This is a genomic window from Streptomyces sp. NPDC002076 (assembly GCF_053593835.1).
In genome coordinates, this window is record NZ_JBSFDI010000022.1 from 138596 (window position 1) to 164298 (window position 25703).

18 protein-coding genes are annotated in these 25703 nt (G+C 71.5%); 9 read left to right on the forward strand and 9 right to left on the reverse strand.

The window, feature by feature from the left end:
- Positions 1-73: 73 nt before the first annotated feature.
- On the reverse strand, positions 74-1285 hold the full coding sequence (locus ACWCQS_RS35830) for a pyridoxal phosphate-dependent aminotransferase (protein ID WP_451008339.1): 1212 nt from the start codon (positions 1283-1285) through the stop codon (positions 74-76).
- A gap of 81 nt (positions 1286-1366) precedes the next feature.
- Here ACWCQS_RS35830 and ACWCQS_RS35835 point away from each other — a divergent pair, with 81 nt between their 5' ends.
- Positions 1367-1993, forward strand: a complete 627-nt coding sequence (locus tag ACWCQS_RS35835) for a winged helix-turn-helix transcriptional regulator (protein ID WP_451008340.1) — start codon at positions 1367-1369, stop codon at positions 1991-1993.
- Between the two features lie 49 nt (positions 1994-2042).
- Here ACWCQS_RS35835 and ACWCQS_RS35840 read toward each other — a convergent pair whose 3' ends face one another.
- The 3 genes from ACWCQS_RS35840 to ACWCQS_RS35850 are packed head-to-tail and all read right to left on the reverse strand — an operon-like array spanning position 2043 to position 5656.
- Complete coding sequence (locus tag ACWCQS_RS35840) at positions 2043-2843, reverse strand: hypothetical protein (protein WP_451008341.1); 801 nt, start codon at positions 2841-2843, stop codon at positions 2043-2045.
- Positions 2843-4105: a VWA domain-containing protein gene (locus ACWCQS_RS35845; protein WP_451008342.1), complete on the reverse strand. Its 1263-nt coding sequence runs from the start codon at positions 4103-4105 to the stop codon at positions 2843-2845. Before ACWCQS_RS35845 ends, ACWCQS_RS35840 begins: the two co-directional genes overlap by 1 nt.
- 9 nt (positions 4106-4114) lie before the next feature.
- Complete coding sequence (locus ACWCQS_RS35850; protein ID WP_451008343.1) at positions 4115-5656, reverse strand: IucA/IucC family protein; 1542 nt, start codon at positions 5654-5656, stop codon at positions 4115-4117.
- An 85-nt stretch (positions 5657-5741) separates the two neighbouring features.
- Here ACWCQS_RS35850 and ACWCQS_RS35855 point away from each other — a divergent pair, with 85 nt between their 5' ends.
- Complete coding sequence (locus tag ACWCQS_RS35855; protein ID WP_451008344.1) at positions 5742-7241, forward strand: IucA/IucC family protein; 1500 nt, start codon at positions 5742-5744, stop codon at positions 7239-7241.
- 28 nt (positions 7242-7269) lie between these two features.
- Here ACWCQS_RS35855 and ACWCQS_RS35860 read toward each other — a convergent pair whose 3' ends face one another.
- Together ACWCQS_RS35860 and ACWCQS_RS35865 are read right to left on the reverse strand one after the other, a co-directional pair.
- Positions 7270-8019 (reverse strand): CAP domain-containing protein, encoded by a 750-nt coding sequence (locus tag ACWCQS_RS35860; RefSeq protein ID WP_451008345.1) that lies wholly within the window; start codon positions 8017-8019, stop codon positions 7270-7272.
- Positions 8020-8408: 389 nt separating this feature from the next.
- Entirely contained in the window at positions 8409-8645 is a 237-nt protein-coding gene (locus ACWCQS_RS35865; protein ID WP_451008346.1) for a hypothetical protein, read from the reverse strand.
- A 249-nt stretch (positions 8646-8894) separates the two neighbouring features.
- On the opposite strand from ACWCQS_RS35865, the gene ACWCQS_RS35870 reads away from it, so the two are divergent.
- From ACWCQS_RS35870 to ACWCQS_RS35880, 3 genes are all read left to right on the forward strand, one after another.
- Positions 8895-11876, forward strand: a complete 2982-nt coding sequence (locus tag ACWCQS_RS35870) for a non-ribosomal peptide synthetase (protein WP_451008347.1) — start codon at positions 8895-8897, stop codon at positions 11874-11876.
- 249 nt (positions 11877-12125) lie between these two features.
- Positions 12126-12905, forward strand: a complete 780-nt coding sequence (locus ACWCQS_RS35875; RefSeq protein WP_388623923.1) for a thioesterase II family protein — start codon at positions 12126-12128, stop codon at positions 12903-12905.
- A 165-nt stretch (positions 12906-13070) separates the two neighbouring features.
- Positions 13071-15857, forward strand: coding sequence for an AAA family ATPase (locus tag ACWCQS_RS35880; RefSeq protein WP_451008348.1), 2787 nt, complete (start codon positions 13071-13073; stop codon positions 15855-15857).
- Positions 15858-15916: 59 nt separating this feature from the next.
- Here the strand turns inward: ACWCQS_RS35880 and ACWCQS_RS35885 are convergent, their stop codons facing one another.
- Complete coding sequence (locus tag ACWCQS_RS35885) at positions 15917-16564, reverse strand: response regulator (RefSeq protein WP_451008358.1); 648 nt, start codon at positions 16562-16564, stop codon at positions 15917-15919.
- Positions 16565-16583: 19 nt separating this feature from the next.
- Positions 16584-17828, reverse strand: a complete 1245-nt coding sequence (locus ACWCQS_RS35890; RefSeq protein WP_451008349.1) for a sensor histidine kinase — start codon at positions 17826-17828, stop codon at positions 16584-16586.
- A 155-nt stretch (positions 17829-17983) separates the two neighbouring features.
- Between ACWCQS_RS35890 and ACWCQS_RS35895 the strand changes: the two genes are divergently transcribed.
- The 3 genes from ACWCQS_RS35895 to ACWCQS_RS35905 are packed head-to-tail and all read left to right on the forward strand — an operon-like array spanning position 17984 to position 20649.
- Entirely contained in the window at positions 17984-18544 is a 561-nt protein-coding gene (locus tag ACWCQS_RS35895; protein WP_388623914.1) for a hypothetical protein, read from the forward strand.
- A 48-nt stretch (positions 18545-18592) separates the two neighbouring features.
- Positions 18593-19084 carry a PH domain-containing protein gene (locus tag ACWCQS_RS35900; RefSeq protein ID WP_451008350.1) on the forward strand — a complete coding sequence of 164 codons (492 nt, stop codon included), beginning with the start codon at positions 18593-18595 and terminating at the stop codon, positions 19082-19084.
- A complete protein-coding gene (locus ACWCQS_RS35905; RefSeq protein WP_451008351.1) occupies positions 19081-20649 on the forward strand; it encodes a PH domain-containing protein in 1569 nt (522 codons plus the stop codon). Before ACWCQS_RS35900 ends, ACWCQS_RS35905 begins: the two co-directional genes overlap by 4 nt.
- Positions 20650-20730: 81 nt before the next feature.
- Here the strand turns inward: ACWCQS_RS35905 and ACWCQS_RS35910 are convergent, their stop codons facing one another.
- On the reverse strand, positions 20731-21852 hold the full coding sequence (locus ACWCQS_RS35910) for a nucleotide disphospho-sugar-binding domain-containing protein (RefSeq protein ID WP_451008352.1): 1122 nt from the start codon (positions 21850-21852) through the stop codon (positions 20731-20733).
- 299 nt (positions 21853-22151) lie between these two features.
- Between ACWCQS_RS35910 and ACWCQS_RS35915 the strand changes: the two genes are divergently transcribed.
- Positions 22152-25703 (forward strand): type I polyketide synthase (locus ACWCQS_RS35915; RefSeq protein WP_451008353.1); only part of this gene is annotated, 3552 nt, incomplete at its 3' end.

Consider the following 25703-nt stretch of genomic DNA (forward strand, 5'->3'; position numbering starts at 1 on the left):
CGTGTACCCGCCCCCCGTGCCGGATCCCCCCTGATCATGCGGGGCGATCTTCGCACAGGCGCCACCGGACGGGCTAATGCTGCCGGTACCCGGCGAGGAACCGGCCGATCCGCCCGATCGCCGCCTCCAGGTCCTCCGCGTGCGGCAGGGTGAGGATGCGGAAGTGGTCGGGGGAGGGCCAGTTGAAGCCGGTGCCCTGGACCACCTGGATCTTCTCGCGCAGCAGCAGATCGAGGACGAACCTCTCGTCGTCGTGGATCTTGTGCACCTCGGGGTCGATGCGCGGGAACGCGTACAGCGCGCCCTTGGGCTTCACACAGGACACGCCAGGGATCTCGTTCAGCTTCTCCCAGGCGGTGTTGCGCTGCTCGTACAACCGGCCGCCGGGCAGCGTGAGTTCACGGATGGACTGGCGGCCGCCGAGTGCGGCCTGGATGGCGTACTGGGCGGGGGCGTTGGCGCACAGACGCATCGAGGCCAGCATGGTCAGGCCCTCCAGATAGTCCTTCGCGTGCTGCCTGGGGCCCGTGACCACCAGCCAGCCGGAACGGAAGCCGGCCACCCGGTATGTCTTCGACAGGCCGCAGAAGGTGAGGACGACCAGGTCGGGGGCGAGGGCCGCGGCCGAGTGGTGGACCGCGTCGTCGTACAGGATCTGGTCGTAGATCTCGTCCGCGAACACCATCAGGCCGTGCCGGCGGGCGAGGTCCAGGATGCCCTCGACGACCTCCTTCGGATACACCGCGCCCGTGGGGTTGTTGGGGTTGATGATGACCACGGCCTTCGTGCGGTCCGTGATCTTCGATGCCATGTCGGCCAGGTCCGGGTTCCAGTCGGCCTGTTCGTCGCACAGGTAGTGCACCGCCTTGCCGCCGGCGAGGGTGGTCACGGCGGTCCAGAGCGGGAAGTCCGGTGCCGGGATGAGGATTTCGTCGCCGTCCTCGACCAATGCCTGTACGGCCATGGAGACCAGCTCCGAGACGCCGTTGCCGAGGAACACGTCGTCGACCCCGACCTCCAGTCCCAGGTTCTGATAGCGCTGGGCGACCGCCCGGCGGGCGGAGAGGATGCCGCGGGAGTCGGTGTAGCCGTGCGCTTGCGGCAGCATCCGGATCATGTCCTGGAGGATCTCCTCCGGCGCCTCGAAGCCGAAGGCCGCGGGGTTGCCGGTGTTCAGGCGCAGCACGCTGTGCCCCGCCTCCTCCAGCGCGTTGGCGTGCTCGATCACCGGGCCGCGGATCTCGTAACAGACCTCGCTGAGCTTGTTCGACTGCCGGAACTCCATGCGCCCCTCCGGAAACTGTTGTTGCTTGGTTTTACCAAGTAGACGCTTGGAAAGTCCAACATCTTGTCTAGACTGCGTCGCATGTCACCACGCCGAAGCTACGACCAGTACTGCTCCGCAGCCCGCGCCCTCGATCTCGTCGGCGACCGCTGGACCCTGCTGATCGTCCGCGAACTGCTGGCCGGCCCCCGCCGCTACACGGACCTGCACGCGGACCTGCCCGGCGTGAGCACGGACGTACTCGCCTCCCGGCTGAAGGACACGGAGCGCGACGGCCTCACGACCCGCCGGAAACTGCCTCCGCCCGGCGCGGCCTACGTGTACGAACTCACCGGACGCGGACGCGAGTTGCTGCCGGTGCTCCAGGCGCTCGGGCGGTGGGGCGAGGCGGACCTGGGAGAGCGGCGGCCGACCGACGCGGTCCGCGCCCACTGGTTCGCCTTGCCGCTGCTGCGGGGTCTGGACGGGGAGGGCCTGGTCGAAGTCCGGCTGGAGGAAGGGGACTTCCATCTGCGCGTCGGCGCGGAGGAGGGACCGGTGTACGGCGACGGGCCCGCGCCCGGCGAACCCGACGCCCGCCTCACCATGGACGCGGCCACCTGCGAAGCCGTGGCCCGGGGGGAGTTGGGTCTTGCCGACGCCGTACGGGCGGGGCGCGTGGCGGTGACGGGGGACGGCACACTGGCCAAGGCGCTGCGGGAGATGTGAGGACGGAAGAGCGAAGGCCCGCCGGAGGCGGGCCTTCGAGCACATCGGGTCACACGTCGGTCGGCACCCGCGACGGCCGGCCGGACCCCCGCGTCAACGCGTACCCGCCGATACCGGCGAGCGCCGCGAGCACGCCCCCGATCGCGGTCCACACCCACCGGTCGGACCACCAGCCGGAGGACCAGCCGTCGTCGGAGCCGAAGCTGGAGAGCACCGCGGCCTTCGAACCGCCCCCGCTCCGCTGCGACTTGACGGCGATGCCGGGAACCAGCGGCTTGCCCAGCGAGCCGTCCACCGCCGCCGCGCCACCGATGTCCTTGGAGTCGGCGCGGACCTCGACGCCGACCGGCTTGCCCAGGTCGGCGGAGCCGAGGTCCACCACGGTCAGCCGGATGTAGTACGTACCCGGCAGCGGGTCGTCGGCCCAGGGCTCCGACCAGCCGCGCACGGTCCGCAGGACGCAGGCCAGTTCGACGGAGGACGCGTCCTGCTCGGCCGTACGGCTCGCCGCGCCGTACTGACAGGCCTGCCGGCGCCGCAGCCCGTCGTACACGTCGATCTGCCAGGTCTGCGCCCCGTGCGTGGCGGGCAGCTTGACCGTCGCCTTGACGGTGGGCCGCTGCCCGGTGTCCGCGGGGAACGACCAGTACAGGTAGTCACCCGTCGAACCGGACGCCGTGGCCCGCTGCCCCTGCTGGATCTCCGTCGCTGTGCGGAAGGACGTGCCCGCCTGCGTGGGTGCCGTGCCGTCGGCGGAGGCACTGGGAGACGGGGAGGAGTCGGCCGCGGCCGGTCCGGCCGCCATCCCGAGTGCCAGCAGCGCGGCACCCAGCACATGTGTGATCCGCATCAGTTCGTCCTCCAGACCGAGACCCGCCAGCGCGACAGCCAGCCCCACAGCAGACCGGCGAGGAAGCCGACCAGCACCAGCGCGCCCAGCAGCCACCAGCCGCGCCCGAGGCCGAAGGAGGCCACGTCCTGGTGCCCCGACGGCCCGTCCACGACATCGACGGTCAGTTCCAGCGGCAGGCCGGGCGTGGTCTTCACGCCCGCCGCGGCCGAGAAGGAGTTGGTGACCTGGAGGCACACCGTCTCCGCCGTCGCCGTGTCGTCGTCGCTCTCCGGCTTCGGGTACCGCAGACCCGTCGAGATCACGTCCGTACGGCCGTCACCGGCGGCCTCGCCGCGCACGATCTCCCGTCCGTGCACGGTCACCGCCCGCAGCAGCACCCCGTAGTCCGGGTTCACGGCGCGGTCGTCGGCCACGCTCACCGAGGCGCGCAGCTCCTTGCCCGGGTCGACGTCGACCTTGTACCAGCGCTGCTGCCCGAACTCCTCACGGTCCGTGTACAGCCCGGACTTCAGCGCCGGCGCCGCCGCGCACTGCGCGGCCCCCTGGGTGGCCACCGGCGTCACGACCGGATCGGCCGCCCGGTCCACCAACTGCCCAACGCGGCTGGACAGTTGCTGCTTGTGCCGTACGTCGGTGTACGTGCCGCCGGTCGCGTCCGCGATGCAGCTGAGCTGGTCGCGGGTCTTGGCGTCCGGCACCAGACCGAGGGTGTCGATGGTCAGGCCGATGCCCTTGGCCGCTATCTCGCGGGCGACCTCGCAGGGGTCGAGCGGCTGGCAGGTGTCCTCGCCGTCGCTGATCAGGACGATACGGCGGGTGCCGGTACCGCCGTTCAGGTCGTCCGCCGCCTTCAGCAGCGCGGGCCCGATCGGCGTCCAGCCGGTGGGCTGCAGCGTGGCCACCGCCGTCTTGGCGTCGGTCCGGTTCAGCGGGCCGACCGGGTAGAGCTGCGCGGTGTCCTTGCAGCCCTCCTTGCGGTCGTTGCCGCGGTAGTTGGCGCCCAGGGTGCGGATGCCGAGCTGGACCTCCTGCGGGGTGGCATCCAGCACGTCGTTGAACGCCTGCTTCGCCGCGGCCATCCGCGAGTCGCCGTCGATGTCCCGCGCCCGCATGGAACCGCTGACGTCCAGCACCAGTTCGACCTTGGGAGCGGGCTGCTCCGTCTCATCGGCGACGGCTCCGCCGGGGAACGCGATCCCGGCCGCCAGGGCGGCGAGGAGAGCACAGACGCCCGCCGCCAGCCGTTGTCTTGTGATCATCGCCGGATCCTATTGATCAGACGCGCCAGGCTCCAAAACGAGCGGGTTCGGCAGGGAGGTCCACTGGTCGCCCGGGGTCTGCGGGGACAGCCGCATCAGGGTCAACGCCTTCGCCGGCAGCGGCCCTTCGCGCAGGGCGCGCAGATCGGGGGTGTCCGGCAGGTCCGGTACGGCGGCCGACAGGGCCGATCCCAGCGCCGGGCCCGAACCCGCTGTACCGGCCAGGGCGCCCGCCACCAGGGAGCCGAACAGCTTGCGGCGCAGGGCCGTTTCGTCGTCGGTGATCAGCCGGCCGGTGAGCGGCGGCGGGGTGATGCCGTGCCGGGTCAGGCGGGCCGGGCTGATCCGGATGTCGGCCAGGTCGCGGTAGACGAGCCGCAGCGGGGTGCCGTCGGCCGCCAGGATCACCAGCAGGTTCTGCCCGTGCGCCTCCAGGGCCACGCCGAGGTCGAGGAGGCGCAGCCCCACGGTCAGCGCAAGCCGGGTGAACGCGGCCAGCCAGGCGCGCGAGCCGGGCAGGTCGGTCGTGGCGAGCGCGGCCACGGGGACCACCCGCTCGCCCGGACCGGCGTACACCTCGGGCGACTCCCGCAGCAGCGCGGCCAGGTCGGGGGAGTGGGCCGAGACCGCGGCCAGCGTGCGGGTGATGTGCAGCAGGCCGTCGGTGCGGGCGGCCAGCTCCTCGCCTAGCGCGGACAGTGGCGCGGCCGCCTCGATCGAATAGCGGGAGATGTCCCGCACGGAGGACGTCAGCCGGGCGCTGAGCGCGGTCTTCACGTGCGGGCCGTCCGGCAGCGCGAGGGTGCGCAGGGAGAGCAGGGGACGGGCCGGGCGCCAGGGGGTGTACGACCGCTTCAGGACGTGGTCCGCCTGCCACGGGTGCACCGGCAGCAGCAGCCGTTCGCCGTCCCGCAGCTCCTGCGGCCAGTCGCCGGTCACCAGGCACCCGTCCGCCGGCACCGGCACCGTCCCGAGCCCCACGACCGGCCGGTGCTCCGGACCGTACGCCAGCTCGTCCGCCACCGAGAAACCGGGCCGGGAACGGCAGCCGGGGTGGTACGGATGCCCGTCGGTCACCCGCTGCTCCCACTCCCAGTCCCTCCCCCAGCCTTCGGCCGGGGGGACCCCGACCGGCCACTCCTTCGGGTGATCCGCGTCGGCCCGTGACAGCGCCAACGAGGCCACGCTGCCGTCCAGTTCGGCCGCGAACGCGGCACCGTGCGGCACCCCGAGGGCGGTCATCAGCGCGGCCGGATCCACCTGGCGCTCCCGGTCCAGGCGGACGCCGGTGACGTACGCGCTCGTGGCGTACGGGTCCGCGTGCGGCCCGTACAACGTCCGGCCGTCGGCGAGCCGCAGCGCGAGGCTGTGGGCGCCGTGCACCCGGCCGGTGACCCACGGCAGCGGCTCATGGGCCAGCGCCCGCCACAGCCGGGTCAGCACCGCGGCGCGGGCGCCCGGCAGCTCCGCCGTGTACCTGGGCAGCAGCCCGGGCCGGACGGCGGCCAGCTCCTCGGCGACCCGGGCCTCGGCGGTGGGGGGACGGTGCACGGTCGGCTCCTCGGGTACACGCGGCACGGAGGATGATTGTCGGCGACGACAGACATACTGATCGCGACCACCCCGGACGAAACGAATGGATCGCGTGGACCTCACAGCCCCCACCGGATCCGTCGGCCGCCTGGCCGACGCCTACGCGGCCGCGCCCCTGCTGAACTGCCTGCTGCGCGAGGTGGCCGAGCCGCTCGGCCACCCCGGTGACCTACGGGTCCACCGGCTGCCGAGCGGGCGGCTGCTGCGCGTGCGGGCCGGCCGGCGCCCCGCCGACCCCGAGGTGTGCGCGGCCGGGACCTGGCACCGGGTCGGCCACACCGAGCTGGTCAAACTGGTCGCCGAGGAGCTGCGCCGGCACACCGGGCTGGCCGGCGGCGACCTGCCCGCCGAGATGATCGACAGCCGGGACGCGGTCGCGGCCCTGCTCACCGCCCGCGCCCGGGCCACGGCGCCCGCGGACCCGTATCTGCGCTCCGAGCAGTCCCTGATCACCGGCCACCCGTACCACCCGGCGCCCAAGGCGCGCGGCGGCGGCCCGGTCGCCTCCTGGCTGCCGTACGCCCCCGAGGCGCACGCCCGCTTCCCGCTGGTGCTGCTCGGCGTCCGCGAGGACCAGGTGGCCGAGGAGGGTGACACCAGCGCCCTGGACGCGCTCGGCCCGGTCCCGCCCGGCTACCGGCTGCTGCCGGCCCACCCCTGGCAGTTGGACCTGGTGGGCAGCGAGCTGGCGGAGGCCTTCGCCGACGGCCGCCTGCTCCGTCTCGGCACGACCGCCTTCGACACCTGGCCGACGGCGGCGATCCGCACGGTGTACGAGCCCCGGCGCGACCTGTTCCTGAAGTTCAGCCTGGACGTCCGCATCACCAACGACATCCGCCGGCTGTGGCGCCACGACCTGCGAAAGCTGCGCCGCACGGACACGGCCGCCCGGCACGCCTTCGCGGCCATGGGACCGCCCGCGGCCTGGCTGAGCGACCGCGGCTACCGCACGGCCGCCTTCGCCTTCGAGGAGCTCGCCGTCCTGGTCCGGGACGGCCTTCGCGGCCATCTGCTGCCGGGCACCACTCCGCTGCTCGCCGCCGGGCTCGCCGAGGGCTTCGACGGCAGTCCGCCGGCCACCGCCGCCGACCCGGCGGCCTGGTGGGAGGCCTATCTGCGCCAGGTCGTGCCGCCCGCCCTCACGGCGTTCGACGACCACGGGGTCGTCCTGGAGGCCCATCTGCAGAACACCCTCCTCGCCGTGGACGCGGCCGGTATGCCCGTCCAGGTGCTGTACCGGGACGCCGAGGGTGCCAAGCTGCTGCCGGACGTGACCCGGGCGGCGGGCTGGGAGCGGCTGGTGTACTGCCTGGTGGTCAACCACCTCACCGAGATCGCCGCCGCCCTCGCCGAACACCGTCCCGGACTCGACCCCTGGCCCGCCGTCCGCCGCGAACTCGCCCGGCACGACCTGCCCGAGATCCCCGCGCTGCTCGGCTCGCCCACGCTGCCCGGCAAGACCAACCTGCTGCTGCGCTGGACCGGCGCGGACGGCGCGGACGCCCGCTACCTGCCGCTGCCGAACCCGCTGGCGGGCGGCTGACCTGCGGTGGGCCTACCGGGCGATGGGCCTACCGGGCGGTGCCGAAGTCCTGGGTCCAGTAGCTGCCCGGCTGGGCGAGACCGACGCCGATCTCCTTGTACGAGCAGTTGAGGATGTTGGCCCGGTGTCCGGGGCTGTTCATCCAGCCCGTCATGACCTGATCCGGGGTGGCGTACCCGTAGGCGATGTTCTCGCCGTAGGCGCTCCAGCTGTAGCCGGCCCGCGTGATGCGGTCACCGGGGGACGATCCGTCGGACCCGGTGTGCGACATGTTCTGGTGGGCCGCCATGTCCGCGCTGTGGGCCTGCGCCGCCTTGGTCAGCTCCGCGTTGACAGTCAGGGGATGGCAACCGACCTTGGCGCGCTCGGCGTTGACGAGCTGCACGACGCGCGCGGTGGCCGAGGAGGCGGTGGGGGTGGCCTTCGGGGCACTCGGCGTGGCGGTGGCCTTGGGGGCCGCGGGGGTGCTGGGCGCAGCGGTCGGCTGGGGCTTGTGTGTGCTGCTGCTCGGCTGCGCGGTGGGCCGGTGCGTGGGGGACGCGGTGGCCTGCGGGGTGCCGGTGTGGTGGTGGCCGTTGCGGTGGTGATGGTGGTGGTGCCGGTGACCGTGGTGCCCCGGCAGCGGGGACGTGCTCGTCGCCGCGACGTCCGCCTGGTCCGTTCCGCCGTGCGGCCAGTCGGAGCAGGCCAGGGCCACGGAGGGCACGCCCACGGCTCCGATGGCGACGGCGGCGACGACTATACGCCGGTAGTGCTGCGTCTTGCGGTGCTTGGCCATTCGTCAACCTCGTTCGGTGATCGCCGGGGCGCTCATTTTCGGGAGGGCTTCACAAGGAGCGCAAAGGGCGGCTTCCACTACCGCGCCTAGTAGGCCCGGAGGGCTCTTGTCAGCCGAGCGAAGAGATGTCGGATTCGCTTCCGCGACGTTTGCTGATCTCTGGCACCCCGTCAGAAAAGCGGCACATCGGGCGGATAGGGGGAGGCGCCGAGCAGGCGTCGCGTCCTGGCCCGATGAACCGTTCGCGCCGACGGCAAGCCGGACAAATCCCCTATGTCATCGGAGCCGCATCTACTATGCAGGACGCCTAGATGCCGAGACCGCTGTGATGGATGTCACTCTTCCGCCTGCTCCGGCGGGCACTGGTGGCTCGCCGGAGCAGGCGGTGGTCAGCAGTCGGGGATGACGGTGCCGTTGTTGTCCTTGGCCTCGTCGTTGCCCCAGCGGGTGAGGTAGCAGGCGCCGACGTACTGGGCCGCCGGTCCGGCGCCGGGGTCGGTCTTGAGCCACCAGCGGTCGTAGCTCGTGGCTTCACCGATCTGACGGCCCCACACCTTGCAGTGGACGTGGTTGGTGCCCGCGTTCAGGGTGCCGGTCCGGGCGGTGCCGGTCGGCGAGGCGTACACCGGCGCGGCAGTGGGAAGTGGCGCCGAAGGCTGCGTCCGGGTGTGGGGCGCCTCCACAGGGGATCACAGGGGTGCCGGGTGCGGGAAACGGCGGGCGTTAGGGGCTGTCGTGGCTGCGGTGATGGCCTAGACGTGGATGTATGGAGAACACCTCGCGTCTGTCCTGGGCGGGCGGGGCGGCTTCGCCGTGCGCATCCGGCGCCGTCGAATGGGGGAGAAGTGATTGAGTTGGCATCTTTCGTGAGGAAAGTGGCTCCGCTGGAGTGGGCCTTTCTCGGCATCGAGCCCGAGCTGAGGGTGATGCATCACCTCGTCGAGGGCGACGGGACGATCTCGCCGAGGCGGCTGACGGCGGCGGTCGCCGCGGCGGCCCGCGTGCATCGCGGGGTCCGGCTGGTCCGGCACGAAGATCGCTGGGTGGACGGCGGCGTGGCCCCCGCCGTACGCGTGCTGGAGGCCGGCTCCCTCGACCCGGCACGACTCGACGCTCCGGCGCTGCGAGAGCCCTTCGACGAGCTGACCGCGACCGGCGAGGTGCTGTTGGTGCCCGGCAACCCGGCCACCGTGGTGTTCCGTGCCGACCACGCCGTGATGGACGGCCGCGGCCTGCTGATGTGGGCGCGCGACGTCTTCCGTGCGCTGCGCGGCGAGGACCCGATGGATGCTGCCGACGACGGAGTCGAGGAGTTGCTGCGGCGGTTGCACCCGGACGGCGAACCGCCCCGCGCCACCGACCGCGCACTGTCGTTCCGCTCGCCGCTCGGTCCCCGACCGCGGGAGCACGGGGGCCTGTTGTGGCGCCGCCGCACCGTTGACGGCACCCATCTCGCGGCCACTTCCAAGGTGGCGGCGGCCGTCGCGGCCGCCCATGGCCCGGGCCGGTTCCACATCCCGGTGGATCTGCGCCGTCACCTGCCGGACCTGCGGTCCACCGCCGTCCTCTCTCACGCCGTCGACCTGGAGGTGGGTGCGGGTGACGGCTGGGAGCAGGTGCAGAGCCGGCTGCTGGCCGCCCTGGCGGACCACCGGGACCTGGCGGGCGGAACCGATCCGGCGATCATGGAGCTGCCGCTGCCGGTGCTGCGCGAGGGCATCGCTCACCTCGACCGCGCCGCCGCCGACGCGGACCGGTACAGCGGTCGGGCCTGCGTCTCGCACCTGGGCGCCGTCGACCCCGACGACTTCAGCGCCGACGGATTCCGGGCCACCGCGGTCTACGCGCTGGGCGGCATGACTCCCGGCGGCCCGCCCGAGATCGGCCTCGTGGAACTTCCCGGACGCACGGAGATCACCGTGAGCTGGTACGACGGTCCTGACGTCGCGGCCCGGGCCGACGCGCTGCTGGACACCGTCGAGGAGGCGCTCTCGCCCCGGGCGCACCGCCGTTGGGCCGGCAACCGCCCGGGGCAGCCGCTGCCCGGCGAGGATTCGGTGGTACGGCTCTTCCGCGAGCAGGTCGAGCGCACGCCGTACCGCACCGCACTGAGCGGCCCGGAGGGCGAGGTGAGTTACCTGGAACTCAGCCGTCGCGCCGACGCGGTCGCGGCCGAGCTGCGCCGCCTGGGCGCGGGGCCCGGCACGGTGGTCGGACTGCTCGCCGGCCGCACGGTGGCGTCGATCGCCGGCCTGTGGGGCGTCCTGAGGGCGGGCGCCTGCTATCTCCCGCTGGACGTGCGACACCCGGACAGGCGCCTGTCCGAGCTGCTGACGGACGCGGGCAGCACCCTGTGCCTGGCCGAAGCCCCCTATCAGGAGCGCAACTGCTTCCCGGTCGGCTGCCGCACGCTGCCGCTGGACGCCCTCGCCGCAGGCGGTGCCCCGGCGGACGACCCGCGGCCGGATGACGCGGAGACCCACCCCGGCGACCTTGCCTACGTCATCTACACCTCCGGGTCGACCGGCCGGCCCAAGGGGGTGCAGATCGAGCACCGCAATCTGCTCAACTACGTGCACTGGGCCACCCGCGAGTTCGGCGTCGACGCCGACACCTGCCTGCCGCTGCTCACCTCCCCCTCCTTCGACGTCTCCGGCACCTCCGTCTTCCTGCCGCTGCTGACGGGCGGCGAGGTGGTGCTGATGCGGGACGACCCCCATCACCTGTCGCTGCGCCGCCTGTTGACCGGGACGCGGGCCAACATGCTGAACCTGACCCCCTCCCACCTCGACCTGATCGGCGGGCTGGACATCGCGCCGGACGGTTACCGCAGCGTGGTCGTGGTGGGTGAGCAACTGCGCGTGGAGGTCGCCGCCCGGGCCCAGGAGATGTTCGGGCCGAAGTGCCGGATCATCAACCTGTACGGGCCGACCGAGGCCACCATCGGTTGCACCGCGCACACCTACGACGAGGAGACCGACCTCGAAGGGACGGTCGTACCCATCGGCCTGCCCGCGGACAACACCACGGTGTTCCTGCTCGACGCCGAGCGGCGGTTCGTCGCACCCGGCGAGGTGGGCGAGATGTATCTCGGCGGTGCCCAGCTGGCCCGCGGTTACCTCGGCCGGCCCGACCTCGACCGCGAACGCTTCCCCAGCCTGGCCGACGGCACCCGCGTCTACCGCACCGGCGATCTGGCCCGCGTCCTGCCGTCAGGAGAGCTGCAGTTCGTCGGGCGCATCGACGACCAGGTCAAGATACGTGGTCATCGGGTGGAGCCGGCCGAGGTGGCGCGGGCGCTGGAGGAGCACCCGGCGGTGGACCGGGCCCTGGTGGTTGCGCGAGCGGCGGCGGGCCACACGGGCAAGGCACTGTACGGCTACCTGCTGGTGAACGAAGCGGTCGGTACGGGGGAGTTGAGGGGATACCTGGCCGAGCGGCTGCCGGCCCACATGATTCCCGCCGCCCTGGTCGTGGTGCCCGAACTGCCGTACACGGTCAGCGGCAAGGTGGACGTACGGGCCCTGCCGGACCCGCTCGGGGGCAAGCCCGACGGCAGCGTGCACGCTCCGCACGCGGCCTTCCCCGCCGACCCGGTCGCGGAGGCGGTGGCCGAGACATGGGCGCGCACGCTCGGGGTCGAACGGTCCCGGCTGGATGGGCAGTCCGACTTCCAGCGACTCGGCGGTGACTCGTTGTCGCTCCTGGCGATGCTCGCCGGCGTGGGCCGCGTACTGCTCGACACCGCCGCCGAGGAGGCCTTCATGGCCAGGCTGCCCGAAATTCTCCGGGAACCGACGCTGGAACGCGTCACCGCGCTCGTCCGGCAGGCGTGCATCGAGCCGACAGGGGTGTGAGTAACGCTACATCGAACACGGGTCGTCAAATGGAACCACCAGTAGGCCCAGTACCCCGGGCGGTTCCCGCGGAGCCCGGCCCCAAACCTAGGGGTACCCCCTAGATCAAGCCCTCTGCTAGACATGGATTGGTCGAGGCGACGGCAGGAAGTGCCGGAAAGGATTCGGCAGCGATGACCGTGTTCGAGACCGGCACAGGAGGGTCGTCCTTGTCGCTGACAGACAATCTCAGGAAAGAGTTTTGGTGCAGTGGGTGAATTCCAGGACCCCAGCCGATGGATACGCCGTTTCCACCCCGCTGCGGAGAGCGGAGTGCGTCTCGTGTGCCTCCCGCACGCCGGCGGGTCGGCACCCTTCTACTTCCCGATGTCACGCGCGCTGTCTCCCGAGGTGGATGTCGTCTCGGTGCAGTACCCGGGACGACAGGATCGCCGCATGGATCCGGCCGTCGAGGACATCGGTGAATACGCGGACGCGATCGCGGCCGAGCTGAAGCCGTGGCTGGACCGCCCGGTGGCGCTGTTCGGGCACAGCATGGGAGCAGTGCTTGCTTTCGAGGTGACCAGGCGTCTGGAACGGGACCTCGGCCTCGTGCCTCTCGCCGTGTTCGCCTCGGGCCGCCGGGCCCCTTCACGGTACCGTGACGAAAACGTCCACCGTCGTGACGACGACGGAATCGTCGAGGAGATGCGGCTGCTGAGCGGAACGGACGCCCAGATCCTCGGCGACGAGGAGATCCTGCGGATGGTGCTGCCCGCGATCCGCAGCGACTACACCGCGATCGAGAACTACCGCGCCGCTCCCGGGCTCACGGTGAGCGCCCCGATCACCGTGCTGACCGGCGACAACGACCCCAGGACCAGCCTGGAGGAAGCCGAGGCGTGGCGCGGTCACACCACCGGGGCCTTCGACCTGCGTGTGTTCTCGGGCGGTCATTTCTTCCTGGCGAACCACCAGGAAGAGATCCTGAAGATCGTCTCGGAAACGCTCAGCACCTCCCTTCCCAGCGCGGGCGCTTCCCTTACCTGACCCCGGGGGACCGCGCTGACCAGCGGTCCCCCGGCTGCGATCAGGCCCGCGATGCCCGATTCGCATGCATTCCGCCGCCCCAGAAGTCACCGCTCTTCAGCACACCACCGCCGCGTCCTGCCCCACTCAGTGATTCGGGCGGACAGCGGTTTTCGGGGGATAAAAATGACCTTGTCATCGAAGTTGGTCGAACGAGAGAGCCACCTGAGCGCACTGAACGAGCAGTTGCTCAGCGCCGGCACCGGACGGGGCCGCGTCGCCCTGCTCAGCGGCCCGGTCGCCAGTGGCAAGACCGAACTACTGCAAGCCTTTACCGAGCAGGCGATCGACGAGGGCGCGATACTGCTCGACGCGACTGCTTCTCGCGCCGAAAGCGCTTTGCCCTTCGGCATCCTGAGAAAGATTTTTGACCACACGTCAATGGCCCCCGAAGTCCGCGCCGAGGCGCTGCGACTGATGGACGAGGCCGCGCACGAAACGAGCCAGCGCGACCGAATGCGGCCCATGCCCTATGCCGCCTGGGCCCTTCTGCAACTCGCCCATGAACATCCGATCATCATCGCGATCGACGATGTCCACTGCTCCGACGAAGAATCTTTGCAATTTCTCCTCTATCTGGCCCGGCGAATACGGCAGGCGCACATACTGATCGTGCTCACCGAGGCCACCCGGCTGCGCCAGGAACAGCTCGTGTTCCACGCCGAACTACTGCGCCAGCCGCACTGCAGCCGCATCCACGTCGGCATGCTGTCCCCGCAGGGCACCGCGGGCGTCATCGCCGGCCACTTCGTTCCCGCGCTGGCCGCCCGGCTGGCCCCGGAGTTCCACGCCATGACCGGCGGCAACCCGCTGCTGCTGCGTGCGCTGCTCGAGGACTGCCAGGGCGCCGCCGATCGCAACGAACCCTTCCAGCGCGTCGTACCGGCCGACAAGTACGCCCAGGCCGTGCGGGACTGTCTGCACCGCGGCGAGCCGGACATGCTGACCGTCGCCCGGGGCGTCGCCGTGCTCGGCGACGCCGGCTCGCCCACCCTGCTCGGCCAGGTGCTCGGCATCCAGGCCCAGCAGGCGGAGCAGGGTGTGCAGGACCTCGTCCGGTGCGCGGTGCTCCACGGCGGAGCCTTCCGCGATCCGTCGGCCCGCGCCGCCGTTCTGGAGGTCACGCCGCCCCAGACCCTCGCGTCGCTGCACCAGCGGGCCGCGGCCCTCCTGCACCGCGACGGCGCCTCGGCCCTGGAGGTGGCCCAGCACCTGCTGTGCGGTCGGCAGGACGTCGACCCCGGCATGATCCCGGTCCTGCAGGAGGCGGCCGAGTACGCGCTGATCGACGACGACATCGAGGTGGCGCTGCGCTGTCTGGAACTGGCCCACCAGGCCTGCCGGGACCGCGTGACGCGGACGGCGATCAAGGCCCGGCTCGTCAGCCTGGTGTGGCGGCTCAACCCCGCAGCCGCCGAGGCCCATCTGCCGCAGCTGACGGCCGAACTCGACCCGGAGCGGCTGCCCGGAGGCGACCTCGCCACGTCGGTGTCCTACCTCGGATGGTCCGGACGGCTCGGCCAGGCGAGTGACGTGGTGCACGCCCTGTCCCAGGGCCCGGAGCAGCCGCCCGCGCACCAGGCGGCCGCCCTGGAGTCCGCGCGCCGCTGGCTGACGATGATCAGCCCCTCGCTGGAACCGGTTCTCCCGGAAGCCGAACCGCGCCGGTACCCGGCCCCCGGCGGCCACGGCACCGTCGATGACGCCCACGCTCTGGCCGCCTCGGCCATCTCCGCCGCACTGACCGGCACCCTCGGCGACAACGCTGTCGCCGAGGCCCAGCGCCTGCTGCAGCGGCACCGCATCAGCGACAACTCCCTGCAGCCGCTGGTCTTCTCGCTCCTGGCGCTCATCTACGCCGACCGGGCCGACCTGGCGCTGGCCTGGTGCGAGCGGCTGCTCGGCGAGTGCTCCACGCGGCGCGCGCCCGGCTGGCAGGCGCTGCTGTCCGCGGTACGGGGCGACATCGCGCTGCGCCAGGGCGACCTCCCCGGCGCCGCGCACCACGCCGGCGCCGCCCTGTCGCTGATCTCGCTGCAGAGCTGGGGCATCGGCATCGCGCTCCCGCTCAGCACGCTGATCCAGGCGGAAGTCGGCATGGGCCGGCACGACGAGGCCGTGGTCCTGCTGGAGCAGCCCGTGCCCGAAGCGCTGTTCGACACCCTGCTGGGCCTGCAGTACATCCGCGCCAGGGGCCGCTGCCATCTGGCCACCGGCCGCTACCACGCCGCCGTGGAGAACTTCCTGACCTGCGGCAGGCTGATGGAGAAGTGGGGACTCGACGCCCCGGAACTCGTGCCCTGGCGCGTCGACGCCGCCGAGGCGTGGCTGGCCCTCGGCGAGCCGGAGCGAGCCCGTGCCCTGGCCGAACGGCAGCCGCGCCGCGGCGGTGCGGCCCCCAGCCGTACCCGCGGCGCCCAGCTCCTCGTCCTGGCCCGCACCGTGGAGGTCAAGCGCCGGCTGCAGCTGCTCAACGAGTCCGTGGAGATCCTGGAGAACAGCGACGACCGGCTGCACCTGGCCGCCGCCCTGGGCGAACTGGGCAACAGCTACCGGTCGCTCGGCGACTTCAACCGGGCCCGGCTGCTGGTCCGCAAGGCATGGCACGTGGCCAAGGCCTGCGGCGCGGAACCGCTGTGCCAGGAGCTGATGCCGGGCGACGCCGACGCCGATCCGGCCGGCGGCCGCGACGGTGACATCTCGCGCGAGGCCGAGGCGCTCACCGAGGCCGAGTCGCGCGTCGCCGTCCTCGCCGCACACGGGCACACCAACCGGGAGATCGCCACCAAGCTCTACGTCACGGTGAGCACCGTGGAGCAGCATCTGACCCGCATCTACCGGAAGTTGAACGTAAAACGGCGCCGTGACCTGCCGTCCAAGCTCTCCGACAGCAGTCTCGCCGGTATCGCCTGACCCCCGCCCGGGCCACGCGGCCCACCGCCGGGGCCGGCCGTTCCAGGACCTCGCCGCCGTCACAACAGCCCGCGCTCGAACGCGGTGACGGCGGCGGCGGTCCGGTCGGTCACGTCCAGCTTCCGGTAGGCCCGCAGCAGGTGGGTCTTCACGGTCGCCTCGCCGATGAACAGCTTCCGCCCGATCTCCGCGTTCGTCAGTCCCTGGCTGACCAGGCGCAGCACCTCGCGCTCGCGCTCCGACAGTTGCGGGACGTCCACCGTCCGGGCCCGGACCAGCTTGCCCGCCAGCGACGGCGTCAGCACGGTCTCACCCCGGGCGGCGGCCAGCACCGCGTTGATCAGCTCCGCCCGGCTGCTGCCCTTGAGCAGATACCCGGCGGCACCCGCCTCCACCGCGCGCAGGATGTCCGCGTCACTCTCGTACGTGGTGACGATGACGACCTTGGTGCGCGGGCACTGGCGCAGGATGTGCCCGGTGGCGGCCACCCCGTCCATGCCGCCCATCCGCAGGTCCAGCAGCACGATGTCGGGTTCCAGCCGGGCCGTGAGCGCGACCGCCTCCTCCCCGGAGCCGGCCTGACCGACGACGCTGATGCCGTCCGCGGACTCCAGGATGGCGCACAGTCCCTCCCGTACCACCGGATGGTCGTCGGCGAGCAGGACCCGCAGGCCGTCCCCGGCCGCCGGCTCGGTGTGCTTCGTCATCTTCTTGCCGTCCGCCTTCTCATCGCTCATCGGCGAGCTCCCCGGCAGCCGCCAACGGGACCGTCACCTCGATGGCCGTGCCCCGGCCGGGCCGGCTCCTGACGGTGGCCTCCCCGTTGATCTCCTGCACCCGTGCCCGCATGCCGCTCAGCCCGAAACCCTTTTCGTCCAGGCGCACTTCGAAACCCTCACCGTCGTCACGGACCAGCAGCCCCACCCTGTCCGGCGCATAGCTCAGCACCACGTCCACGCACCGGGCCCGCGAGGCGTGCTTGCGCACATTCGCGAAGGCCTCCTGCACCGTGCGCAGCAGGACCACGCCGACCGCCATCGGCAGAGGCACCTCCGGACCCTCCACACGGCACCGCACCGTCAGCCCGGTCTGCGCCACCAGGTTGTCCGCCTGCCGCTGGACCGCCTGCGCCAGCGAACTCTCGCGCAGCGAGGGAGGCGTCAGCGCGGCGACGAACTCCCTCGCCTCCACCAGACTGTCCTTCGCCACCCGCCCGGCCAACTCCAGATGCCTGCAGGCCAGCTCGGGCAACTCGGCCACCTCCGACTCCGCGGCCTGCACCAGACTGATGATGCTGGTCAGCCCCTGAGCCAGCGTGTCGTGGATCTCCCGGGCCAGCCGCTCGCGCTCCGCGGCGATCCCCGCCTCGCGGGACAGCTGAGCCAACTGCTCGCGGCTTTGCCGCAACTCCTCGATCAGCTCGGCGCGTTCCCTGCTCTGCCGCACCACCCTGGTGATCCACAGCCCCTGCAACACCGACAGCGCGATGCCCAGCAGCGAGATGGGCAGCACCGCGCCGATCTGCCCGCCGGTCAGCCACACCACCGTCACCGGCACCAGGTTGGCCAGCAGCACCACCGCGATCGCCGGGGTGGTGGACAGCGCCATCATCAGCATGGGCACCACGGCGAACAACGCGAACGACGCGGCGATGTCGCACGCGGTGGCGACCGTGAACAGCAGGAACAGACCGACCCCGAAGACCACATTGCGCGGGCCGAAGCTCCGGTGGCCCGTGTTGTGCACCATCAGGCCACGGCCGAGCGCCGCGTACCACGGCACGCCCAGCGTCAGGGCGCCGATCGCCATGGCCCGGTAGGCCTGGTCACCGCTGGTGGCGAACAGCAGCACGGTGGTCACGGCGTAGCTGATGGCGAAGTAGCCGTCCCACAGGGCGAACCACCGGTTGCCCGCCTCGGGCGGCCGGCCGCCGCGTCGCTCCGCCACGTTCACCTGGGTGTGAGTGCGCACAGCACAAGTCGTACCACCTGCGGCCCCCCGCCGTGTCCACCGGTCGGCGGACAGCCGGTTCAACCGGTCGGTCGTCCCGGCGACGCACCACCCCGGCCTACGTTGGATGCAACGGCGCAGGCAGACGAGCGCCACCACGAAAGGCCACACCTCACATGAGCCCGTTCCTCACTGCGCTCATCGCCAGCGCGACGATCCTCACCATCATTCTCGCCACCGACCTGGGGCGCAGGAAAGTCACCAACATGCGCATGCTGCGCTCGCTCCTCGCGGTCGCCATCGTCATCGCGCTGTTCGTGCACTCGCTGCCGACGGCCGGGAACGATGTGTCGCTGCAGCTCGCCGGTATCGGAGTGGGCGCCATCTGCGGCCTGATCGCCGGAGCACTCCTCCCCGCTCACCGTGAGGCCTCGGGCGAGATCTACACCCGCGGAGGCATCGGATACGCTGTGCTCTGGATCGTCTTGTCCAGCAGCCGCGTGCTGTTCGCCTACGGCACGGAACACTGGTTCCCCCAGGGCATCATCAAGTTCAGCATCGACTACAAGCTCAGCGGGCAGGACGTCTACGCCAACGCCTTCGTGTTCATGTCGCTCGCCATGGTGCTGGCCCGCACCGGAGTCCTGCTGGCCCGTCGCCGCCGGCTGAACGCAGAGGGCGCCGAAACCACCGTCCCCAGCCGGCCCGAACAGCGCGCCGACACCGCCACGCGGTGACCGCCGCCCAACGGCCGGCCGCCCCTCCCGGACTGGAAGCAGAAAGACATGGATGACGTGAGGCTCCGGCCGCCGCGCAATCGCGTCGAGCGCCGAGCCATCGCCTGGTGGACCACGCAGTCGTCGATCTTCGCACTGCCCCTGCCGATCGTGTTCGCGGTGCTCTACCTCTTCATCCCGCCGGCCCGCACCTGGTTCGGCTGGTGCCTGGCGGCGACGCTGGTCCCCGGCCTGGCCTACATGGCGATCATGCCGGCCTGGCGCTACCGGGTGCACCGCTGGGAGACCACCGACGAAGCCGTCTACGCGGCCTCGGGCTGGGTGTGGCAGCGCTGGCGCGTGGTCCCGCTCGCCCGGGTCCAGACCGTCGACATCCTGCGCGGACCGATCCAGCAGATGTTCGGACTGTCCGGCGTGACGGTGACCACCGCCTCCAGCGCCGGAGCGGTGAAGATCAAGGGGCTCGACCAGCGGGTCGCCACCGACGTCGTCGAGCACCTCACCAAGTACGCGCAGGCCGCGCCCGGAGACGCCACATGACCCAGCAGACCGCGGTGGACCGCACGGCGGCCACGGAACCGGCCGACTCCTGGCAGCGGCTCAACGCCCGCCTGATCCTGGTCCACCTGAGCGTCCTGGCCGCGCCGGTCGCGTCCTGCGCCGGCACCCTGCTGGTCTCCGGCGGGACCTTGAACCTGCAAGCACTGATCACTCTCGGCTCCCTGGCGATCACCGCCCTGGTGATCACCGGCATCGGTCTGATGCGGTTCCTGACGACCCGTTACCGCATCACCGACGAGAAGATCGAACTGCGCTCGGGACTGCTCTTCCGCAGCCACCGCTCCGTCCGGCTCGACCGGATCCGCGGCGTCGACCTGACCGCCAACCCGGTCCACCGCCTGTTCGGACTCACCTCGGTGCGTATCGGCACCGGCGACCAGACCTCCGCCTCCAGCCGACGGCTCTCCCTCGACGGCGTCAGCCGGGCACAGGGCGCCGAACTGAGGCAACGGCTGCTCAGCCGCCGTGACGCGGTGCGCGGACACGTCGCCGACGAACACGACGCGACCATCGCCGACCTGGACTGGTCCTGGATACGCTACGCGCCCCTGACCATCTGGGGCGTCGGCGGTGTCCTGCTCGGCGTCGGCACCGTCTACCGCACGCTGCACGAGATGCGCATCGACCCGCTCGAACTCGGCTTCGTCAAGGACATCGAGCACCGCTACGGGTCCGTCCCGCTGTGGTTCGGAATCCTGGTCACCGTGCTGATCCTCGTCGTCCTCGGCATGATCGGCTCCACCGCCACCTTCACCGAGGGCTGGTACGGATACCGCCTCGAGCGCGAGGACCCCGGCACCCTCCGAGTGCGGCGCGGACTGCTCGTCACCCGGTCCGTCACCATCGAGGAACGCCGGTTGCGCGGAGTGGAGCTCAGCGAGACCATGCTGCTGCGCTGGGCGGGCGGCGCCCGGCTCAACGCCGTCGCCAGCGGCCTGGGCGACCGGGACGAGAACCGCAAACGGCGGATGCTCACACCCCCCGCGCCGCGCGCCGAGGCACTCCGGGTCGCCGCCGACGTACTCGGCGAGAACGAGTCGCCCACCACGGTCACCCGCCTCCGGCCGCATCCGCGCGTCGCCCTGCGCCGCCGCGTCAATCGCGGGCTGACCGTCACGGCGCTGATCACCGCCGTCCCCGCCGTGCTCGGCGCGCTGCTGTGGACACCGCTGCTCTACGTGGCCGCCGCCTGCGCGGTGCTGCTCCTCCCGGTCACCGTAACGCTCGCCCGTGACGCCTACCGCACCCTCGGCCACGGCCTGCACGGCCGCTACCTGGTGACCCGTTACGGCACCTTCTCGCACCGCACGGTCGCTCTGCAGCGCGAGGCGATCATCGGCTGGAGCGTGTCGCGGTCCTTCTTCCAGCGGCGCGCCGGCCTGCTCACCCTGGGAGCCGCCACGGCGGCAGGCGACCACTGCTACAAGGTCCGCGACGTGGCCGTGCCGGACGGGCTGACCCTGGCCGAAGAGGCCGTACCCGGACTGCTCGCGCCCTTCCTGGAGCGACAGCCCGCCCCCCGGCGCGGCCACCGGCGCCGCTGACCCCACAGACCATCTGTCCCTCCCCCGGGAACCGGAGGGGCGACTCCCCCGTCGCCCCTCCGCTTCCGGTGTCCGCAGGACTCAGCCGGCGGCCAGTTCCTCCAGCCGCGGCACCACGAGCGCGGGAGTGGGCATGCCCTCGATCTCCTCCCGCACCTCCGCCGCGACCGCGCGCATCTTGTCGTCCGCCACCAGCTGCCGCAGCAACTGCGCGTCGATGTCCTCGGCCCGGGCACTGATGCCCGCGCCGCGCTCGTGCACCGCGGCCGCGTTGACGAAACGGTCCGCGCCGTCCGGCAGGACGATCTGCGGCACACCGGCGTTCAGCGCCGCCAGCGTGGTCCCCGAACCGCCGTGGTGCACCGCGCCGACACAGGTGCGCAGCAGGATCGTCAGCGGCACCCAGCCCACCACCCGCACGTTCGCGGGCAGTTCACCGAGCGCAGTGGTGTCGACGTCACCGAGGGCCAGCACGAACTCCGCGTCCACCGACTCGGCCGCGGCCAGCAGCCGCTGGACCGGCCCCAGCCCCGTGACATGAACCGACGCCGTGCCGAGAGTGACACCGATGCGCGGCCGCTCCGGCCGCCGCAGCACCCAGTCCGGCAGCACCGCACCGCTGTTGTACGGCACCGGCCGCATCGACCAGCCGTCCGGCTCGGGTTCCACCATGCTCGGCGGCGCGATGTCGAGGGTCGTGACCCGCTCGGGCACCCCCTCCACACCGTGCCGGCGCATGGTCTCGCCGAGCTGGGCGACGGTCATCGCACGGATGTCCGCCCCGCGCGCGAAACCGAAGTTGTGCTGCACGGCGGGCACGCCCAGCTTGCGAGCGGCGATCAGCGCCGAGACGAAGATCTGCTCGTAGACCACCAGATCGGGGCGGAAGTCCTCCGCGGTGCGTACGATCGCGTCGGTCAGATGGTCGTTGAGGTGGGCGAACAGCTGGATGCCTGCGATCGGATCCGGACCCTCCGGGTTCCGCACCCGCGTCAGCAGGTCCGGAACGGTTTCCTGGAAGAAGCTCTCCATGTCCAGGCCCGGGGCGACATCCGCCACGTGCAGACCGGCGTTGGCCGCTTCCAGACCGGTGCACCCGGTCGCGACCAGCACCTCGTGACCGGCCGCACGCAGGGCCCAGGCAAGCGGAACCGTCGGGAAGACATGGCCGATGGCCGGATAGGCGACGAACAGGACGCGCATGAGGACGCGCTCCCTTCTGACTGGTGAATTGCAGTCGTATTCTTGACTTTTCGTCCTTGTCGCGTGCATTCTCGGCGGGGTGCCGGGAAGCCGTCAAGGCAACGGAAATACCTCCGGAACACCCCCCTCGGCGAACACCGCGAAATGCAGGGAACTCCCGTTGCGCACCGACGCAGAACCCTTGTCCGGCACCCGAAGATAGGGGTTCATAGGGGGTTTGGAGGGGTTTCTCGCGCACCCCACCCATGGCAGGCTGTGAAATGGTCGTTGGATTCTGTCTGTCAGGGTAATGGAGCGCGTTGATGAGTGGATCCGAGGATTTCACGCCCGAGCACTGCGACGTGAAGGACCTGGGTCCGAACGGCGCGCCGGACCGGACGAGCGAGAACCGGCCGTCCTGGCGGGAGCGGCTCACCGGTCTGGCCGAGGCCGAGCAGGAACAGCAGCTGACCGACTGGGTCGTCACCCTCGTGCGGGCCGCCCTGCGGGACAAGGCCCCGCAGGCCCTGGACCCCCACCGCCCCTTCCTCGACCTCGGCTTCGACTCGCTCGCCGCCGTCGACCTGCACAGCAGGCTCACCGCGGCCACCGGCCTGAAGCTGCCGGTCACCCTCGCGTTCGACCACCCCACACCGGCCGCCCTGGCCCGCCTGCTGCGCACCGAGATCCTCGGCCTGACCCCGCAGCCCGCCGACGCCGGCATCCACGCCGCCGGCGCCGCGGACGACGAGCCCGTCGCCATCGTGGGAATCGGCTGCCGCTACCCCGGAAACGTGCACTCGCCCGAGGACCTGTGGCGGCTGGCACTCTCCGGCACCGACGCGATTTCCGAATTCCCCGCCGGACGAGGCTGGGATATTTCCGGCCTCTACGACCCCGACCCCGACAACCCCGGCACCAGCTATGCCCGCGAAGGCGGATTCCTGCACGACGCCGACCGGTTCGACCCCGGATTCTTCGGGATCTCCCCGCGCGAGGCACTCGCAATGGACCCCCAGCAGCGACTGCTGCTGGAAACCTCCTGGGAGGCGTTCGAACGCGCCGGAATCGACCCCGGTGAATTCCGCGGCCACCAGGCAGGTGTCTTCGTCGGCGCCGAGAACCAGGATTACGGCCCCCGCCTCCACGAGGCCGAAGAAGGCATCGAAGGCTATCTGGTCACCGGCAACGCGGCGAGCGTCGCCTCCGGCCGCATCGCCTACACCTTCGGTTTCGAGGGTCCCACCGTCACCGTCGACACCGCCTGCTCCTCCTCCCTGGCCGCCCTGCACCTCGCCGTGCAGGCACTACGCAGCGGCGAATGCTCCATCGCCCTCGCCGGCGGCGTGGCCGTCATGGCCAACCCCGGCTCCTTCATCGCCTTCAGCCGGCAGCGCGGCCTCGCCCCCGACGGCCGCTGCAAGCCCTTCGCCGCGGCCGCCGACGGCACCGCCTGGGGCGAAGGCGTCGGCATGCTCCTGGTCGAGCGGCTCTCCGACGCCCGCCGCAACGGCCACCCCGTGCTGGCGGTCGTCCGCGGATCGGCCATCAACCAGGACGGCGCCAGCAACGGCCTGACCGCCCCCAACGGTCCCTCCCAGCAGCGCGTCATCCGCCAGGCCCTGGCCAACGCCGGGCTCTCCGCGGCGGACGTCGACGTGGTCGAGGCCCACGGAACGGGCACCCGGCTCGGCGACCCGATCGAGGCGCAGGCGCTGCTGGCCACCTACGGCCAGGAGCGCGCCGAGGACCGTCCGCTGCTGCTGGGCTCGATCAAGTCGAACATCGGTCACACGCAGGCCGCGGCCGGTGTGGCGGGCGTCATCAAGATGGTGATGGCGATGCGGCACGGCGTACTGCCGGGCACGCTGCACGTCGACGAGCCGACGCCGCACGTGGACTGGTCGGCGGGCGCGGTGGAGTTGCTGACGAAGGCGCGGGAGTGGCCGGAGTCCGGCCGCCCGCGCCGCGCGGGCGTGTCCTCCTTCGGAATGAGCGGCACCAACGCCCACACCATCATCGAAGAGCCGCCGGCGATCGCCGAGGCGGAGCCGGCCGAGACCCCGTCGGCCCGCGTCCCCTCGGTCGTGCCGTGGGTGCTGTCCGCCAAGGGAGCGGACGCGCTGCGGGACCAGGCTGCCCGTCTGCGCGCACAGCTGCTGGCCGACGAGGACGTGGACCTGGTCGACGTGGGTTACTCCCTCGCCACCGGTCGTGCCACCTTCGATGAGCGGGCGGTGCTGGTCGCCGGTGACCGCGAGGAGTTCCTGCGGCAGCTGAGCGCCCTGGCGAGTGCCGACTCGTCCGCCGGCACGATCAGGGGATCACGCGCCGGCGGCAAGCTGGCGTTCCTGTTCACCGGCCAGGGCAGCCAGCGGCTGGGGATGGGCCGGGAGCTGTACGAGGAGTACCCGGTCTTCGCCGACGCGCTGGACGACGCGCTGTGGTACCTGGACGAGCAGCTCGAACGCCCCCTGGGCGACGTACTGTTCGCCGAGCCGGGCTCGTCCGACGCCGGGCTGATCGACGACACCGCGTATACCCAGCCTGCGTTGTTCGCGGTCGAGGTGGCGCTGTTCCGGCTGCTGGAGTCGTGGGGTGCGCGCCCGGACTTCGTCTCCGGTCATTCGATCGGTGAGATCGCTGCGGCGCACTGTGCGGGTGTGCTGTCGCTGGAGGACGCGTGCACGCTGGTGGCGGCGCGTGGCCGTTTGATGCAGGAGTTGCCGTCCGGTGGTGCGATGGTGGCGGTGCAGGCGGCCGAGGACGAGGTGGTGCCGTACCTGACGGACGCGGTGAGCATCGCGGCGGTCAACGGGCCGACCTCCGTGGTGGTCGCCGGTGACGAGGACGCCGTACTGGAGATCGCCGCTTCCTTCGAGGAGCAGGGCCGCAAAACGAAGCGCCTGACGGTCAGTCACGCCTTCCACTCCCCGCACATGGACGACATGCTCGCGGAGTTCCGGCGCATCGCGCAGGTCCTTGAGTTCCAGGCTCCCCGCATTCCGCTCGTCTCGAACCTCACTGGTTCTGTGGTGGGTGTCGAGGAGATCTGCGCGCCGGAGTTCTGGGTGCGGCATGTGCGGGAGGCTGTGCGGTTCCTGGACGGTGTCCGGGTGCTGGAGGCCGAGGGCGTTACGGCGTTTGTCGAGCTGGGTCCGGACGGTGTGCTGTCGGCGATGGCTCAGGACTGTGTGAGTGGGGACGGGTATGTGTTCGTGCCCGTGCTGCGCAGGAGCCGTCCTGAGGCGGAAGCGTTTGTCTCGGCTGTTGCCCAGGCGCACGTCAGGGGCGTCGGCATCGACTGGGCGGCGTATTTCGCGGGGACGGGTGCGCGTCGGGTGGAGTTGCCGACGTACGCGTTCCAGAGGGAGCGGTTCTGGCTTGAGGTACCGGCTGTTGCCGCTGCCGACTCCGCAGCTGCGGTCGAAGCCGGTTCGGTGGACGCGCGTTTCTGGGAGGCGGTGGAGCTGGGGGATGTGCAGTCGCTGGCTTCGGAGTTGGAGGTTGGTGCTGAACAGCCGTTGAGTGAGGTTGTGCCGGCGTTGTCGGCGTGGCGGCGGCAGGTGCGTGAGCGGTCGGTGGTGGACGGCTGGCGTTACCGGGTGGTGTGGAAGCCGGTGGCCGGGCGTGCGGCCGGGGTGGTGTCCGGCCGTTGGCTGGTGGTCGTGCCGGATGAGGGTGTGGAGGCCGGTCTGGCGGGGGCGGTTGCCGGGGTGTTGTCGGCGCGGGGTGTGGATGTGTGCACCGTGGCGCTGTCGGCGGGGTTGGCGCGGCATGAGGTTGCCGAGGTGTTGCGGTCGGCGGTGCCCGCGGAGGCTGGTGTTTCCGGTGTGCTGTCTTTGCTGGCGTTGGACGAGTCTGCTGGTGTG